At 67.6% G+C, this 15,961-nt stretch carries 14 protein-coding genes; 6 read left to right on the top strand and 8 right to left on the bottom strand.

Going from position 1 to position 15,961, the window contains the following annotated elements; genetic code table 11:
* Positions 1–185: 185 nt before the first annotated feature.
* Both QP029_RS02405 and QP029_RS02400 read right to left on the bottom strand, forming a co-directional pair.
* Positions 186–698: an acetyl-CoA acetyltransferase gene (locus QP029_RS02405; RefSeq protein WP_284875281.1), complete on the bottom strand. Its 513-nt coding sequence runs from the start codon at positions 696–698 to the stop codon at positions 186–188.
* A gap of 253 nt (positions 699–951) precedes the next feature.
* Positions 952–2,304, bottom strand: a complete 1,353-nt coding sequence (locus tag QP029_RS02400; protein ID WP_284875280.1) for a dipeptidase — start codon at positions 2,302–2,304, stop codon at positions 952–954.
* A gap of 203 nt (positions 2,305–2,507) precedes the next feature.
* On the opposite strand from QP029_RS02400, the gene groL reads away from it, so the two are divergent.
* From groL to ppk2, 5 genes are all read left to right on the top strand, one after another.
* Positions 2,508–4,154, top strand: coding sequence for a chaperonin GroEL (groL, locus tag QP029_RS02395; protein ID WP_284875279.1), 1,647 nt, complete (start codon positions 2,508–2,510; stop codon positions 4,152–4,154).
* A 511-nt stretch (positions 4,155–4,665) separates the two neighbouring features.
* Positions 4,666–4,872: a PorH family porin gene (locus tag QP029_RS02390; protein WP_284875278.1), complete on the top strand. Its 207-nt coding sequence runs from the start codon at positions 4,666–4,668 to the stop codon at positions 4,870–4,872.
* A gap of 75 nt (positions 4,873–4,947) precedes the next feature.
* Entirely contained in the window at positions 4,948–5,088 is a 141-nt protein-coding gene (locus tag QP029_RS02385) for a porin (RefSeq protein ID WP_284875277.1), read from the top strand.
* A 160-nt stretch (positions 5,089–5,248) separates the two neighbouring features.
* The gene (locus QP029_RS02380; protein ID WP_284875276.1) at positions 5,249–5,383 is read left to right on the top strand and encodes a hypothetical protein; all 135 of its coding nucleotides are present in this window, start codon (positions 5,249–5,251) and stop codon (positions 5,381–5,383) included.
* Between the two features lie 58 nt (positions 5,384–5,441).
* Entirely contained in the window at positions 5,442–6,341 is a 900-nt protein-coding gene (gene ppk2, locus QP029_RS02375) for a polyphosphate kinase 2 (RefSeq protein WP_284875275.1), read from the top strand.
* A 189-nt stretch (positions 6,342–6,530) separates the two neighbouring features.
* On the opposite strand, the gene QP029_RS02370 is transcribed toward ppk2, so the two are convergent.
* From QP029_RS02370 to QP029_RS02355, 4 genes are all read right to left on the bottom strand, one after another.
* Positions 6,531–7,427, bottom strand: coding sequence for a cation diffusion facilitator family transporter (locus QP029_RS02370; RefSeq protein ID WP_284875274.1), 897 nt, complete (start codon positions 7,425–7,427; stop codon positions 6,531–6,533).
* Positions 7,427–11,311, bottom strand: a complete 3,885-nt coding sequence (locus tag QP029_RS02365) for a Pls/PosA family non-ribosomal peptide synthetase (RefSeq protein ID WP_284875273.1) — start codon at positions 11,309–11,311, stop codon at positions 7,427–7,429. Before QP029_RS02365 ends, QP029_RS02370 begins: the two co-directional genes overlap by 1 nt.
* 7 nt (positions 11,312–11,318) lie before the next feature.
* Positions 11,319–11,834 (bottom strand): MarR family winged helix-turn-helix transcriptional regulator, encoded by a 516-nt coding sequence (locus QP029_RS02360; protein ID WP_284875272.1) that lies wholly within the window; start codon positions 11,832–11,834, stop codon positions 11,319–11,321.
* A gap of 85 nt (positions 11,835–11,919) precedes the next feature.
* A complete protein-coding gene (locus QP029_RS02355; RefSeq protein WP_284875271.1) occupies positions 11,920–12,213 on the bottom strand; it encodes a rhodanese-like domain-containing protein in 294 nt (97 codons plus the stop codon).
* An 82-nt stretch (positions 12,214–12,295) separates the two neighbouring features.
* On the opposite strand from QP029_RS02355, the gene QP029_RS02350 reads away from it, so the two are divergent.
* Positions 12,296–12,673 (top strand): hypothetical protein, encoded by a 378-nt coding sequence (locus QP029_RS02350; protein WP_284875270.1) that lies wholly within the window; start codon positions 12,296–12,298, stop codon positions 12,671–12,673.
* Positions 12,674–12,806: 133 nt separating this feature from the next.
* Here QP029_RS02350 and QP029_RS02345 read toward each other — a convergent pair whose 3' ends face one another.
* A complete protein-coding gene (locus QP029_RS02345; RefSeq protein ID WP_284875269.1) occupies positions 12,807–14,660 on the bottom strand; it encodes an FAD-dependent oxidoreductase in 1,854 nt (617 codons plus the stop codon).
* A 156-nt stretch (positions 14,661–14,816) separates the two neighbouring features.
* The gene (locus QP029_RS02340) at positions 14,817–15,833 is read right to left on the bottom strand and encodes a helix-turn-helix domain-containing protein (protein ID WP_284875268.1); all 1,017 of its coding nucleotides are present in this window, start codon (positions 15,831–15,833) and stop codon (positions 14,817–14,819) included.
* Positions 15,834–15,961: the final 128 nt, after the last annotated feature.

The following is a 15,961-nucleotide window of genomic DNA, read 5'->3' as shown; positions in this document are numbered from 1 at the left end:
CGTGCTGCCCCCAGCGGCAGTTATGTCATCGTCTCCCCCGTGGTGACGGCGGACACACGAAAGGTCACTGAGAAACACCCATGATTACGGCGGCGTCGTGTACGGCGCGGCCAACGATTGACCAGTGTACAGGCCGACAGTTATATATGGTTCCCGTGCACTGGGGCAGGGGGTGTCCGGCGCTCTCAGCCGTGGATACGCTGCGCACCCGACGACAGGGCGGCGGCGATGGAGGCCTCCGGGGTGCCGCCGAAGCCCATGGCCCAGCCGGTGCGGGAGTCGTGCGTCTGGTGGGCGAGGCGGACGAAGGTGACGGTGGCCTCGAAGATGGGGAACTGGTGGAAGGCCAGGATCTCGACGTGGCGTCCGGCGTCGGCCAGCAGGTGGGTGCAGGCGGAGGCGACACCCATGGCGGAGATCTCCCGCGACTCGGTGAACGGCGGCTCGGTCTTGCTCAGGTGGGTCAGTTCGGCGGTGTAGGTGTTCCTCCCGCCCCGCCCCGGCGTGGTCTCCAGCCCGGTGATGCGGATGTCCGCGGCGGGGGCGTAGGTGGCGATGAACAGCGACCAGCTCATTCCGGCGGCTTCCTCGCGCAGTCCGCGGGGCAGTCGGTGGGTGGATCCGAAGCGCAGGCGGAAGGGGTCGTCGATCCGGGTGCCGGTGGTGGAGGGGGTGTGAGTGGCGGTGGAGTTGAACATGATTCGGTCCTCGAAATTCCAGATGGGAAACGGTGAGTGTGGACCGACTCTTCAGCGGCGGGTGGCTTAACGACTACTTCCCCAGGTGCGGGGAGTCAGTCCCTATCCCGCACTGGGGTACGTAGCCTCGGCTACTCGCTGAAGAGCAATGTTGTACGTCACACGGACACAGTAGCCACCGTCACAGGAAAAAGGCAACCCCTGACGTCAGATGTCTGAGGAAATGGTCAGAATCCGCAGGTCGCCTTACCCCCTACTTCCCGTAGGACAACAGGAACGCGGCTTCGGCGGTGGCGATGTGGATGATCTCGGCCGGGTCGACGGACTCGTCGGGGGAGTGGATCGTCGACTGCGGTTCCTCCACGCCGTAGAGCGCGATCTCCGCCTCCGGGAACGCCTCCTGCAGGGCGAGGGTGAGCGGGATGGAGCCACCAGAGCCGACGGTGACGGCTTCGTCGGCGTCGTAGGCCTCTGCCAGGCACCGCCGCAGCAGGCCGAGTGCCGGGCCGGAGGTGTCGGTGGAGAACGGCTGATTCTTCTCCTGCACCTCGACGTCGACGTGCGCACCCCACGGGGTGTGGGCCCGGAGGTGGGCGACGAGCTTGTCCATGACGTCATCGGCGTCCAGTCCGGCCGGCACACGGACGTTGAGCTTGGCCTGGGCGGTGGCGGGCACGGCGTTGACGGCCTCGGACACGGGGGTGGAGGTGAAGCCGGTGGTGGTGATGGCGGGCCGGGCCCACACCATGTCGGCGGGGGCGTCGTCGTCGGTGCCCATGATGGCCACACCGTCGAGGATGCCGGCGTCCTTCCGGAAGGTCTCGGGATCGTAGGGCTCGCCCTGCCAGGTGGCGGTGGTGTCCACGCCGTCGATGACGGTGCGGCCGTGTTCGTCACGCAGGGAATCGAGCACGCGGACCAGGGCGGCCACCGCGTCCGGGGCGGCGCCGCCGAACTGGCCGGAGTGGAGGGGGGTGCGCAGGGTGGCGACGGTGACCACGACCTGACCGCCACCGCGCAGGGAGGTGGTGAGGGTGGGCACGCCGACGGCGGCGTTGCCGGAGTCGGCGATCATGATGGCATCCGCCCGGAACAGTTCCGGCTGATCCTTGAGCAGCTGGTCCAGGCCCTCGCCGCCGCGTTCCTCGGAGCCCTCGATGAGCACGGTCAGGCCGAGCCCGGTGCCGCCTGCCTGCTCGACCGCGCGCAGGGCGGCCAGGTGCATGACGAGGTTGCCCTTGCAGTCGGCGGCGCCGCGGCCGTACCAGCGGCCGTCGCGTTCGGTGAGCTCGAAGGGTGGGGTGGTCCAGTTCGCGTGGTCGCCGGCGGGGACGACGTCGTGGTGGGAGTAGAGCAGCACGGTGGGCATGCCCTCGGCCGGCGCCTTTCGGCCGATGAGAGCGGTGGAGCCGTCGGCGGTGAGGTGAGCGGTGACGTCGAGCCCGGCGTCGATAAGCGCCTGCTTCGTCCACTCCGCGGCGCCGGCGGCATCCGCCTCGTGATCGGGCTCGTCGTGGACGGAGTCGAAGGCGACGATCTCGGCGAGGTCGCGGAAGATCCGCTCGCGCTGGCCGGTGATGTGGGATCGGAGTTCTGCGATGTTCATGGCAGTCACGTTACAGCGGCGCGCTTTCTTGCACTCGACCCCGGCGAGTGCTAGAAACGGGTCTAGCACTTGAATAGTTTGAGTGCCAGAAAACGATGACTTCAGCGGGTGAGGTTAGTTCACACTCACTGACCGTGCCGTCGCGGGCGCCTACTGGAGTGCAGACGTGAGTGTCGTCCTATAACAATAAGGAGCACAACCACATGGCTAAGATCATCGCCTTCGACGAAGAAGCACGCCGTGGCCTCGAGCGGGGCCTGAACACCCTCGCCGACGCCGTCAAGGTCACCCTCGGCCCCAAGGGCCGCAACGTCGTGCTCGAGCGCGGCTGGGGCGCCCCGGTCATCACCAACGACGGCGTCTCCATCGCCAAGGAGATCGAGCTCGAGGATCCGTACGAGAAGATCGGTGCGGAGCTGGTGAAGGAGGTCGCCAAGAAGACCGACGACGTCGCCGGCGACGGCACCACCACCGCCACCGTCCTCGCCCAGGCACTCGTCCGCGAGGGTCTGCGCAACGTTGCCGCGGGCTCCAACCCGATGGGCATCAAGCGCGGCATCGAGCAGGCCACCGCCAAGGTGACCGAGGCGCTGCTGTCCTCCGCCAAGGAGGTCGAGACCGAGGAGGAGATCGCCGCCACCGCCGGCATCTCCGCCGCTGACCCGGCCATCGGCGCCCAGATCGCCAAGGCCATGTACGCCGTGGGCAACGGCCAGGTGAACAAGGACTCCGTCATCACCGTCGAGGAGTCCAACACCTTCGGCGTCGAGCTCGAGGTCACCGAGGGCATGCGCTTCGACAAGGGCTACATCTCCGGCTACATGGCCACCGACCTGGAGCGCGGCGAGGCCGTCCTCGAGGATCCGTACATCCTCCTGGTCTCCTCGAAGATCTCCAACATCAAGGACCTGCTGCCGCTGCTGGAGAAGGTCATGCAGTCCGGCAAGCCGCTGCTCATCATCGCCGAGGACGTCGAGGGCGAGGCCCTGTCCACCCTCGTGGTGAACAAGATCCGCGGCACCTTCAAGTCTGTCGCCGTCAAGGCACCGGGCTTCGGCGACCGCCGCAAGGCACAGCTGCAGGACATCGCCATCCTCACCGGTGGCCAGGTCATCGCCGAGGAGGTCGGCCTCACCCTCGAGACCGCTGACCTGCCGCTGCTGGGCACCGCCCGCAAGGTCGTCGTGACCAAGGACGACACCACCATCGTCCAGGGTGCCGGCTCCACCGAGCAGATCGAGGGCCGCGTCAAGCAGATCCGCGCCGAGATCGACAACTCTGACTCCGACTACGACCGCGAGAAGCTGCAGGAGCGCCTGGCCAAGCTGGCCGGCGGTGTCGCGGTGCTCAAGGTCGGCGCCGCCACCGAGGTGGAGCTCAAGGAGCGCAAGCACCGCATCGAGGATGCCGTGCGCAACGCCAAGGCTGCCGTCGACGAGGGCATCGTCGCCGGCGGTGGCGTCGCCCTCCTGCAGGCCTCCCACGTCCTGGATGATGACCTCGGTCTCACCGGCGACGAGGCCACCGGCGTGAAGATCGTCCGCGAGGCACTGTCCTCCCCGCTCAAGCAGATCGCCCTCAACGCCGGCCTTGAGGCTGGCGTCGTGGCCGACAAGGTCGCCGGTCTGCCGGCCGGCCAGGGTCTCAACGCCGCCACCGGCGAGTACGTTGACCTCATGGCCGCGGGCATCAACGACCCGGTCAAGGTCACCCGCTCCGCCCTGCAGAACGCCGCCTCCATCGCGGCTCTGTTCCTCACCACCGAGGCCGTCGTGGCCGACAAGCCGCAGCCGGCCGGTGCCGGCGGTGGCATGCCGGACGCCGACGCCATGGGCGGCATGGGCTTCTAGTCCCACCCCGCTTATCGACGCCGCGCCGGCACCCGTCCCCTCTACCTCAGGGGCGGGTGCGGGCGCGGCGTTTTCGACTTTTCCGGGCAGTAGGCTGCTGGTGACCATTCGAGTTTCGGGCACAAAACAACGGTCACGGCGATGACGGTTGGGCTGGGGCGATTCGGAAACATACCCCCGCATGAGGGTAATAGGTAAGAAAGTTGCCCAGTGAAAAGGGTCATTCATCGATGGTCTGGCGGGAGCCGTTACGCCCGTAACGAGGGGTTCAGTTGTTGTTCATCTCCGAAACGGCGTTCATGCAGGTCAACGCGCTGACCTGCACAAAGTGTGACCCACGACTCATTTTCCGGTCATGAAAGGTCTAGTTGAGCGCGGAAAACTGACTCGTCGATAACGCTTGACGGGTCACGGATCTATGACAAAATGATCTCCGTGACGCCCTCTTGGGGAGTCAGCACTATCTGTCAATCGCACCAGCACCTGCTGGTTCCTCTCAAGGAGACACAACATGGATCTCGCTACCATCGGCGACCTGCTCGGCGACTTCGCTACCTTCGGCAAGAACATCGGCCCGGCTCTGCAGAACTGGCAGGACCTCGTCGTCACCATCGTCAACGGCCTGGACGGCGGCCTGTCCTCCGCTGCTGAGGATACCGGTGACGGCATCGACTCCTTCTCCTCCGTCCTGTCCTCCGGCTCCTCCGAGGCTGAGTAATTCAGCTTCAGGCTGCCTAACTGCTCGTTGTGAGTGGTTCATCCTCCCATCTAAATTCTTCTGAAGGAGAAACACATGTCTTCCTACATCGTTGATGTCGCTAACGGCCTCGAAACCCTGTCCTCCACCGGTCTCATCGGCGGCGTCCTCGACTTCCTGGGCGACGCTGGCTCCTGGGCTGACGCCCTGTCCAAGCTGATCGGCCTGGTTGCTTAATCAACCTCGCTGAGCTTGCTCAGTACCTGAGAACTCCGACCTTCGGGTCGGAGTTTTCTGCGATTCAGGGGTGAGATGCGTGCTGCGTGGGGGAGACGGGGCGTCGATACGCACTGTCGGACGATTGACGCGCGGTGACTCGTGACGCAGGATCAACACCATGAACCTCCATGATGCCCTGCGGGCGGCGACCGCCATCCTGGCCAACGCGTCGACCTCCCCGCCGTTCGGCGGCCCGGGCGAGTCCGGCTGGGTGGATGCGCTGTCGTCGGTGCTCTCCTCGATCAGCCTGTAGTTTCGCCCCGCTCATGTTCGGGACGCCCCGCGGCGGGGTAGGGGCTAAGATTATGGACATGGCTGACCACAAGGACGACGAGCTCCCCGTCATCGACCTCGCGAAAACCGAAGGGTATGTCGTCGATGACTCCGATGAGGATGATCCGGTTCTCATCCGCCCCGACGGCACCCCGATCGAGACGTGGCGCGAGAACTACCCCTACGACGAGCGGATGTCCCGCGAGGAGTACGAGAAGACCAAGCGCTCCCTCCAGATCGAGCTGTTGAAGTGGCAGAACTGGACCAAGGAGACCGGCCAGCGCCACATCATCCTCTTCGAGGGTCGGGACGCCGCCGGCAAGGGTGGCACCATCAAGCGCTTCAACGAGCACCTCAACCCCCGTGGTGCCCGGACCGTCGCCCTGGAGAAGCCCTCCCCGCGCGAATCCACCTCGTGGTACTTCCAGCGCTACATCGCCAATTTCCCGGCCGCCGGCGAGATCGTATTCTTCGACCGCTCCTGGTACAACCGCTCCGGCGTCGAGCGCGTCATGGGCTTCTGCACCGAATCCCAGCACGCCGAGTTCCTCCGCGAGGTCCCCATGCTGGAGAACATGATCCTCGGTTCCGGCATCTCACTGACCAAGTTCTGGTTCTCCGTGACGCGCAAGGAGCAGCGCACCCGCTTCGCCATCCGCCAGGTCGACCCGGTCCGCCAGTGGAAGCTGTCCCCGATGGACCTCGCCTCCCTCGACCGCTGGGACGACTACACCCGCGCCAAGGAGGAGCAGTTCCGCTACACGGACACCGACGAGTCCCCGTGGATCACCATCAAGTCGAACGACAAGAAGCGCGCCCGCATCAACGCCATGCGCTACATCCTGTCCAAGTTCGAGTACACCAACAAGGACCATGAGGTCGTCGGTGAGCCCGACCCGCTCATCGTCCTCCGCGGTCGCGACCAGATCGGCGACTGACGTTCTGTAGGTCAGCTGAGACGGCCCGCCTTCCCCTGCTCGGGGAGGCGGGCCGTTGTCGTCGAGGGGGCGGGGAGCGGGTGCCGGGAATCCACGCGGATGCGGTCAGCGTTCGGGCGCGACCTGGGAGAACGCGGGGAGTGACGTCACAACCGCGTATCTTCCCGGTGAGGTCGGGCCCTGACGGGGTCAGCCGCGCCGCACCCGCCCCTGGGGCTCGAAGTGCACCACCGAGATGGTGCCGGGGAACTGGGCGTCGATGGCGGCCTCCACCTCGTCGGACACGCGGTGGGCCTGGGAGACGGTCCAGTCCGGGGGAGTGGTCATGATGAAGGTGACCTGGCGCTGCCGGCCGAAGCTGACGGTGCGGGGTTTCTCGAAGTCCACCGGGTAGGTGTCGCGGAAACGCGCGAGGATGTCCCTGATCTGTCGCTGTTCGTCCTCCGGTAGGGCCTCGCTGATGAGGCTGGACAGGGAATCCCGGAGCAGCCGGTATCCGGTGATGAGGATGTTGACGCCGACGGCCAGCGCGATGACGGGGTCGAGCCACTCCCATCCGGTCAGCCACACCGCGGCGATGCCGACGATGACACCGACGGAGGTCAGCAGATCGGTGAGCAGGTGCTGCCCGTCCGCGGAGAGGGTGGCCGAGCGGTACTTCCGCCCCTGGCGCAGCAGGAACCAGCCGACGATGCCGTTGAGTATCGACGCCGCCGTGGTCAGCACCAGCCCGATCCCCACCGCCTCCAGGGGTTGCGGATCCAGGAGGCGCTGCACCGCGGTGACGATGATGAATGCCGCGGCGACGAAGATCATCATGCCCTCCACCAGGGCGGAGACGTACTCCGATTTGCCGTGGCCGAAGGGGTGGTTGGCGTCGGCGGGCCGCGCCGCGATCTTCAGGGCGACGATGGCGACGACCGCCGCCACCAGGTTCACCCCGGACTCGAGGGCGTCCGAGAGGAAGCCCACCGAGCCGGTGATCACCGCGGCTGCGGACTTGAGGACGATGGTGATGACGGCCGCCGCCACCGACAGGTACATGAAGCGGATGAGCAGGCGGCTCTCGTCCTGATGGGTGGTCATCACAGACCCCAGGGCTCGATCGGGTTGCCCTGCCACACGGTGTTGGCGGGGACCTGGTCGCCGCGCATGACCAGGGAACCGGGGCCGACGGTCGCGGCGGCACCGAGGGTGGAGGCCGGCAGGGCCACGGAGTGGGCTGCGAGGGTGGCTCCGTCGGCGATGGTGACGGTGTCCAGGCTCATCACGCGGTCCTGGAAAAGGTGGGTCTGCACCACGGTGCCGGGACCGACGGTGGCGCCACGGCCGACGACACAGAGGTCGGTCTCGGGGAACCAGTAGGACTCGATCCACGCACCCTTGCCGATCTTCGCACCCAGCGCCCGCAGTGCCAGGTTCAGTTCTCCCGTGCCCAGGCTGGGCACGAGGAACCAGGGGCCGGCGACGGCCTCGACGAAGGCGTCCTGCAGCTCGTTGAGCCACACGAACTCCGACCACAGCGGGTGGTCACCGGGGGTGTGCCTGCCGACGCAGAACCACTTGACCACGATCGTGATGGCCATGGCGATCAGTCCGGCGGCCATGAGGATGAGGCCGCCGAGCAGCCATGCCGCCCACAGGCCGACCTCGGTGAGCAGGACCATGAACACGCCGAGGACGCCGGCGAGCAGCATGGCGGAGGTCATCGGGGCGAGCAGGCGCATCGTCTCGATGAAACCGCGGTAGATTTTCAGTCGGCGACCCGGATGGTAGGTCAGTGCCTCGCCACCCTCGGCCTCGACCTGGACGCGGCGCATCCGCTCCGGCGGGGAACCCCACCAGTTGGAGTTGGCCTTCGCCTTCTTCGGGGTGGACGACAGGACGGCGACGAGTGAGTTCTTGGCCAGCTTGCGGCCGGGCCCGGTGATGCCGGAGTTGCCCACGAAGCTGCGCTTGCCCACGCGGGTCTCGCCGCTGAGCATCCAGCCGCCGCCGAGCTCGTAGCCGCCGACCATGGTGTCGTCGGCGAGGAAGGCACCGTCGCGGACCTCGGTGAGGGTGGGCACCATAACGGCGGTGGAGATCTCCACGTCCCGGCCGATCGTCGCGCCGAGACTGCGCAGCCACAGGGGGGTGAGCTGCCCGGCGTAGAGCGGGAAGAGGTGGGTGCGGGCGTCATCCATGAGTCGTTCGACGGCCCACAGGCGCCAACCCTGGGCCGAGCGCACCGGGGTGACACCGGGCCTGAGGCCGATGGAGAGGACCCGCACGCCGATCCACGTGAACACCATGAAGGTGAGGAAGGCGACCAGGCCCCCGAGTGGGGCGAACACCACGGCCCCGAGCAGCGGGTTACCGCCGGTGGCCTGGATGAGGGCGACGACGAGCACGGCTCCGAGCGCGATGGCCACCATCGGCTGCAGGCTGAGCCAGATGGAGGTCAGGCCGTAGATGGGCACCCAGCGGGAGCGCCGCGGCGGGTGTTCGTCGGGGAAGCGGTGCTTGGAACGCCCGACCTTGACGGCCGGGGAGCCGGACCAGCGGGAGCCCGGCTTGATGGTCTTGGCTCCGGTGACGGTGGAACCGGCCTCGACGTGGGCGTCGACACCAATGACGGTGCCGGGCAGCAGGGTGGAGCGGGTTCCCACGCGCGCGGATTCGCGGACCTCGATGGCCCCGACGCGCAGGATGTCGCCGTCGACCCAGTAGCCGGCGAGATCGACCTCCGGTTCGATGGCGACGTGGTCGCCGAGGGTGAGCAGGCCGGTGACCGGGGGCAGGGAGTGCAGGTCCACGCCCTTGCCGATGGCCACCCCCAGCGTCCGGGCGTAGTAGTTGACCCACGTGGCACCGGCGATCGACCGTGACCCGGAGGCGTCGGCCCAGCGTTCGGCGGCCCAGATCCGCAGGTGGGTGGCCCCGCCGCGGGGATACTCGCCGGGTGTGATGCCGGCGGTGAGCAGGCGGGCGCCGAGACCGCCGATGGGCAGTCGGCCGACGGGGGTGGCGAAGATGACGATGAGGGTGATGACCACCCACCACGGGGTGTGCACCGCCCAGTCGATGCCCGCGAGGTCGGCGAGATTGGAGCCGAGGAGCAGCCAGGCGAGCCAGCTGGTGGCCTGCAGGGTCATCGCGATGACCTGGATGGCCACCTGGGCCAGGCGGGTGCCCGCGCCGACGGGGCGGATGGTGCGGGGTTCGGGAGGGGTGGCGTCGTCAAGCGAGACGCCGGAGGCCGCCGCGATGGACTCGACGGTGACGGCGAGCTGGCCCAGGCGCGGGTGATCATAGAGGTCCCGGACGGCGACGGTGGGGACCTGCTCGCGGATGCGGCCGACGAGGGTCGCCGCGGCGAGCGAGGTACCGCCGAGGGAGAAGAAGTCGGCGTCGGCGTCCTGGACGGAGGTGCCCAGGACATCGACCCACAGCTCCGCGAGCCACGCCTCCGTCGGATTGAGGCCGGTGGCCTTCACCCCGACACCGGGCAGCGGCCACGGCAGCGCCTTCTTGTCCACCTTGCCGGATGTGCGGATCGGCAGCTCGTCCATGACGCAGATGCGGGGGACGAGGGCGGCGGGCATGGTCTCGGCGAGGCGTTCATGGGCGGCATCGTGATCAAAACCCGCCGCCGGGTCATCGAGGGAGACGTAGCCGACGAGCACCTTCTGGTCCGCACCGGTGGTCTGGACGGCGACGGCCGAGTTGTACACGTTCGGTAGGGCAGCGACGTTGGCCTCCACCTCACCGAGCTCGATGCGGCGGCCGCCGATCTTGACCTGGTCGTCGACGCGGCCGACGAAGTAGAGGCCGTCCTCCTCCAGGCGGACGTGGTCGCCGGAGCGGTAGGCCCGCGCCCAACCGACCGAGCGCATGGGGGCGTACTTCTCCCGGTCCTTCTCCGGGTCGAGGTAGCGGGCCAGGCCGACACCGCCGATGACCAGCTCGCCGACCTCCCCGACCGCGACGGGTTGTTCCTGGGCGTCCACCACGATCAGGTCCCACCCGGCGAGCGGCAGTCCGATGGACACCGGCTGCCCGGGGTGGAGCTGGGTGGCGCAGGCGACGACGGTGGCCTCGGTGGGGCCGTAGGTGTTCCACAGCTCGCGGTCCTCGGTGGCCAGGCGCTCGACCAGTTCCTGGGAGCAGGCTTCGCCGCCGACGATGAGCAGGCGGATGTTGTCCAGGGCCTCGGCGGGCCACAGGCCGGCCAGGGTGGGGACGGTGGACACGACCGTGATGTCACGGCGGATGAGCCAGGGGCCGAGGTCCATGCCCGAGCGGACGAGGGTGCGCGGCGCGGGCACCAGACAGGCGCCGTGCCCCCAGGCCAACCACATCTCCTCGCAGCTCGCGTCGAACGCGACCGACAGGCCGGCGAGGACCCGGTCCTCCGGACCGAGCGGGCCGCCGGGGGAATCGACCAGGAACATCTGTGCCTCGGCGTCGACGAACGCGGCCGCGCTGCGGTGCGAGACGGCCACACCCTTCGGCTTGCCGGTCGACCCGGAGGTGAAGATGATCCACGCGTCATCGTCGAGGTGCGGGCGGCGGGTGTCGCCACCCGCCCGGGGCTTGAGCATGCGGAAACCGTCCGCCTCGAACAGCCCGTTGATGTCGGCCTCGCCGAACACCATCTCCGCGCGCTCATCCGGGTCATCGGCGTCGACCGGCACGTAGGCGGCGCCGGCGGCGATGGTCGCCAGGATGGCGATGTAGAGGTCCCGGGTGCCCGAGGGCATGCGGATGCCGATGCGGTCACCGCGCCTGATGCCGTTGCGGTGCAGCTCGGTGGCCCAGGCGTGGACCTCCTCGATCAGCTCGGCGTACGTGAGGATCTCGCCGTCGTCGATGGCCGCCGCCTCCGGGTAGGTGGCGGCGGTGGTGGCGAGAATGTCGTAGAGGGTCCGCTTCGGCGGTGCCTCGCCCGCGCGGAGATACTGGCGCGGGACGTCATGGATGGACACGGAGGGACTAGGCCTCCTTCTCGTCCGGGGCGGCCGGCTCGACGTCGGTGCTCTCCGTGTTGAGGATCGCGACCGTCAGCTTGCGCAGGTGCTTGAGCTGCTTCTTCGAGGACTCGTCGAGCGCCGCGCTCTCCGCGTCGGCGACCAGCCCGGCGAGCTCCGCCTGCGCCTTCGTGCCCTTCTTCGTCGAGGAGACGATCTGGCGACGACGGTCCCGCGGATCCCGCTCCCGCTTCGCCCAGCCACGCTTCTCCAGCGAGTCAATGAGCCGCACCATGTCGGAGGCGTCGATGGCGAGCGTCTCTGACAGGGCCGACTGGGAGGCGGCGTCGCTGTCGACCAGGCAGGTGAGCACCCAGTACTCACGCATCGTGGTCTCCTGCGCACCCAGGGCGGTCTCCACCTCGTCGCGGGTACGACGACGCAGGCGCTCCAGTTGGTAGCTCGGGGACTCCAGCAGGGCGGCGGGAACGAGATCGGCGACGCTCAAGGCGCCGTTGGCGGAATCAACCTTGTCTGACATGTCATCAATTGTATTCCAGGACGGTGGCCCTGTTAAATCATGGGGAAAATCCCATTAATTCGTGTCGCGTTTTCTGCGTGGCGGTTCAGTGCTCCATCGGCAGACCGGCCTCACGCCACGCATCCGTGCCGCCCTCGACATTGACCGGGGTGATGCCCTTGACCTGCTCCAGGTACTCCGCCGCCTGCAGCGACCGGCCACCCGCCTTACAGATGAGATACACGTCCCGGTCCAGATCGATCTCATCGATCCGCGACACGAACTCCGACAACGGAATGTGCACCGCACCGGCCGCATGATCCACGTTCCACTCGTTGTCCTCCCGGCAGTCGATCAGCTGCGCATCCGACGGCACATCCTGGACAGACACATTCTTCATGGGCGTTCCTTTCACTCGGGTGTGGCCGCGAGTCTAGCGGCGCTCACTGCCCCGGGTCCGCCCATGAGGCACACTGTCACCCATGAACGACCATGAGCTGCGCCGCCTCACCGGCATGATCACCTTCCGCCTCTGGTTGGTGCTCCTCGTCGTCGGTGCGGTCGGCGCCGGCATGGCCTGGGTCGGCATCGGCATCGGGATGGCACTGCTCACCCTCGCCGTCCTCATCCTCCCCATCGCGGTGGTGGCCACCGTGGCATTCGCTTCACGACGCCCCGCCCCCGTCCTCGCCCGCTGGCTCCTCTGGGCCGGCATCGCCCTCACCGTCGGCGGGCTGGCGTGGCTGCTCATCCAGTGGGGCCGGGCCGGAATGATCGCCGTCATCATCTTCGCCGTGGGCATCTGGCTCGTCGTCGTCGGACTCATCGCGACCGTGGCCGTCGCCGTCCTGCGCAGCTGAGGCCACCCCGCCTGCAACAGATCGCACCCCGAGAATCTGGAGCAGGGTTGTTGCAGTCCGCACCCTCTCGGCGTGCATGATCTTGCACCCTCCACTCACGCGGGTTGCCCATCCGCGTGAAAAAGGGGTGGAACTATCGGGCGGTGACGGCGGGGCCGGCGGTGAGGACGGCGGCGTCGTGAAGCGAGGGGGTGGTGCGGCTGAGGATGGAGTTGAACACGGCCGACAGGACGTCGAGGGGGTCCTCCACCATGTGGTGGGCGCGCCACGCGATGTGCTTGTCGGGGCGGACGAGGATCATGCCATCCTCCTCGACCTCGCGCTGGCGCAGCCAGTCGCCGTAGAGGTCCTGGTGCTCCTGTCCTTCGCCGATGACCACGGCCTTGAGTTCGATGCCCAGGGTGGCGGCGACCTGCTCGGCGGCCTCGGCCCACGCCCGGCCGGTGATGCCGGTGAACAGGGTGAAGCCGGTGCCGGTGGCGATGTCGTGCGTCGACTGCTTGGTCATCGCGTCGCCGATCCACGCGTGCGGCAGGCGCAACCCCGGGTACGTCGACTTCTGGTGGTGGAGCATCGGGTCCTGCGTCACCTCGGGGCGCCCGAGGCCGTCGCAGAGTACCGCGGTGGACTGGTAGAACTGGCCGATCTCCGTGCCCTGCGCGTTGAACTCGTAGTCCTTGTTGTCCAGCGCCGCACGCAGTGCGCTTCGACGCCGCGCCCCCTCCGCCGTCGGCTCCTTCCGCAGCTTGAGCCGCTCGGTGAACTCCTCGTCGGTGGTCGCGTCGGCCACGCCGAGGGCGTCGAAGATGGGCTGGTACTCGCGGGAGGAGTTGTTGGCCCGGGTGACGATCTGCTTGGCGATCGGCGCCCGCTCCACCGAGTAGGTCTCAAGCAGCTCCGCTCCCGCATGCCCCTTGAGCACTGCGGCGAGTTTCCACGCCAGGTTGTAGGAGTCCTGGATGGAGGTGTTGGACCCCAGTCCGTGGCTCGGCGGGTGGCGGTGGGCGGCGTCACCGGCGATGAACACGCGGCCGTTCTGCATGTGGGTGGCCCACTGCTCGTTGTTGCCCCACAGGGAGAACCCGGTGATCTCCATCTCCAGGTCCGGGATGCCGACGAGTTTGCGGACGATCCGCTTGGCCTCCTCCTCGTCCAGCGTCGGCGGCTCCTTGGTGATGTCATAACCCCACACGCACAGCCACTCGTTCCACGGGCGTACACAGCGGACCAGGCCGGCGCCGAGGCCGCCGATGTTGGAGCCGGGCGGGAACACCCAGTAGAGGATGGATGGGCGGTGGGCGACCAGGTGGGACAGGTCCGCCGTGAACTGGATGTTCATGGAGCCGCCGATGTCCATCGCACCCTCGAAGGGGGTGTTGATGTCCTCGGCGATCTGGGAACGGGCACCATCGGCACCGATGAGGTACTTCGCGCGGATGGTGTACTCGTAACCGGTCAGCCGGTTGCGCACCTTGACGTTGACGCCCTCCTCGTCCTGCGTGTGCGACAGGTACTCCGTGGAGAACTGGGTCTGGGTGCCCCGCTTCGTGGCGTTGGACAGCAGGATCGGCTCGAGCATGGTCTGCGGGATGTCACACGGCATGGCCGGGGACGCCAGCTCATAGTCCGCGCGACGGTCCGGACGCCATCCCCACGTGGGGCGGCGGCCGATCTCCTCACCGGCGACGGATTCGGCGTAGACGGTGTCACCCATCAGCTCGTGGGGCACGGCCTTCTCCAGCACCTCCGCCTCGAGGCCGAGATCCCGGATGATCTCCATGGTCCGCTGGTTGGTGATGTGGGCGCGCGGAGTGTTCGCGGTCCACCGGTACTTGGTGATCATGATGTTGTCGATCCCGTGCGTGGACAGGAACAGCGCGGCCGAGCTGCCCGCCGGGCCGGAGCCGACGATGAGGACGTCGGTGGTGACGATGTCGGAGTTCTTCGGGGCCTCGGTGGCGGCGATTCCGTCGTGGAAAGCAGGCATTGTTCTTCTCCCTTGAAGTGAAGTGGTGACCATCGGGTGTGACCCGTCGAAGGAGAATGTATTGCCGGTCACACCCTGGGCCCAGAGGAGAAGTGGATCACGTCGGGGATGGTGGAAAACGTGTCGCTCCCGGGCCAGAATGACCCGGATGGTGCGTCATGCGAACCGCTGGCGTGCGGCGTTCTTCCGGAACTGCAACGGCGTGACCTCGTGATACCGACGGAACACCCGGCCGAAATGACTCTGCGAGGCGAACCCCGCCCGGGCCGCGATGTCCGCGACGGACAACTGCTCATGCTCCGGTGACGCCAGCAGATCAGCCGCCAACGCCACCCGACGGGCCTGGATGTGCCGCCCCACGGTCGTGTCCGCCTCCGAGAAGTAGCGCCCCAGCTGACGCTCGCTCACCCCGACCGCCGCCGCCACCATCCCCGGGCTCAGATCCGGATTACTGAGGTTGCGCTCGATGACGTCCTTCGCCGATGCCACCAGGCCACCGGCGCTGCTGCCCGGACCAGCGAGAATGAGCCGCAGCAACGCGAGTACCTCGGATTCGACGGTGGCCAGGTCAGGCGTGGAGACCCGGGACGGATCCGCCAACGCCGTCATGGTGGTGCGCAGCAGCCGCGCCAATGACCGGGCATGCGTACTCGCGCCGGGCCCGTCCCCGAAATCGATGACCGTCGGCAGCGAGCGACCGATCAGCCCGACGGACTCCTCGAAGATCGGCTTCGGGATGGTGAGCACCACCTCCCGCAGACCCCGGGAGAACCCACGGGTGAACGGCAGATCTGCGTCATAGACCACGGCCTGACCAGGCTGGAGAACCAGCTGGCCGCCCCGGTGGAAGAAGAACGCGTCACCCTCCAACGCGAAGAACACGGCCATGAGGTCGGTGGGGTTGTCGTTGATGAAGGACTCGGAACGCTCCACGATCTGCGAGGTCCCGCTCACGTCCGCCATCCGGATCGACGGCAGGTGAAGATTCGTCTGCGCCGACCGCATGGGGCTGGCGTCGAGAGTCCGGATGTCCAGCGGAATGAGCGCCCGCGCATTGTGCCCCTCCCACAACTGCACCCGTGCCTCCGGGTTGAGCCCCTGGGTGGTGAACCGCAGCAGCTGCGCCGAACGGCGGGGCGGTTCGGCAGCGGGGGAAGGCTGCGGAGTGGTCATGGTGCCCAGAACTATAGTGCCCGGCCCTGTCGGCGGGGCCTGCCTGCAACATCTGACACCCGGAAAATCTGGAGCAGGGCTGTTACAGTCCGCGGCCTCCTGGCGTGCATGATGTTGCAGTCGCGCCC

The sequence above is a fragment of the Corynebacterium suedekumii genome, from assembly GCF_030252185.1.
GTDB classification, from domain to species: Bacteria; Actinomycetota; Actinomycetes; order Mycobacteriales; family Mycobacteriaceae; genus Corynebacterium; species Corynebacterium suedekumii.
Note: the sequence above shows the minus strand (reverse complement) of the source record. Positions and strands in the feature narration are given on the sequence as shown.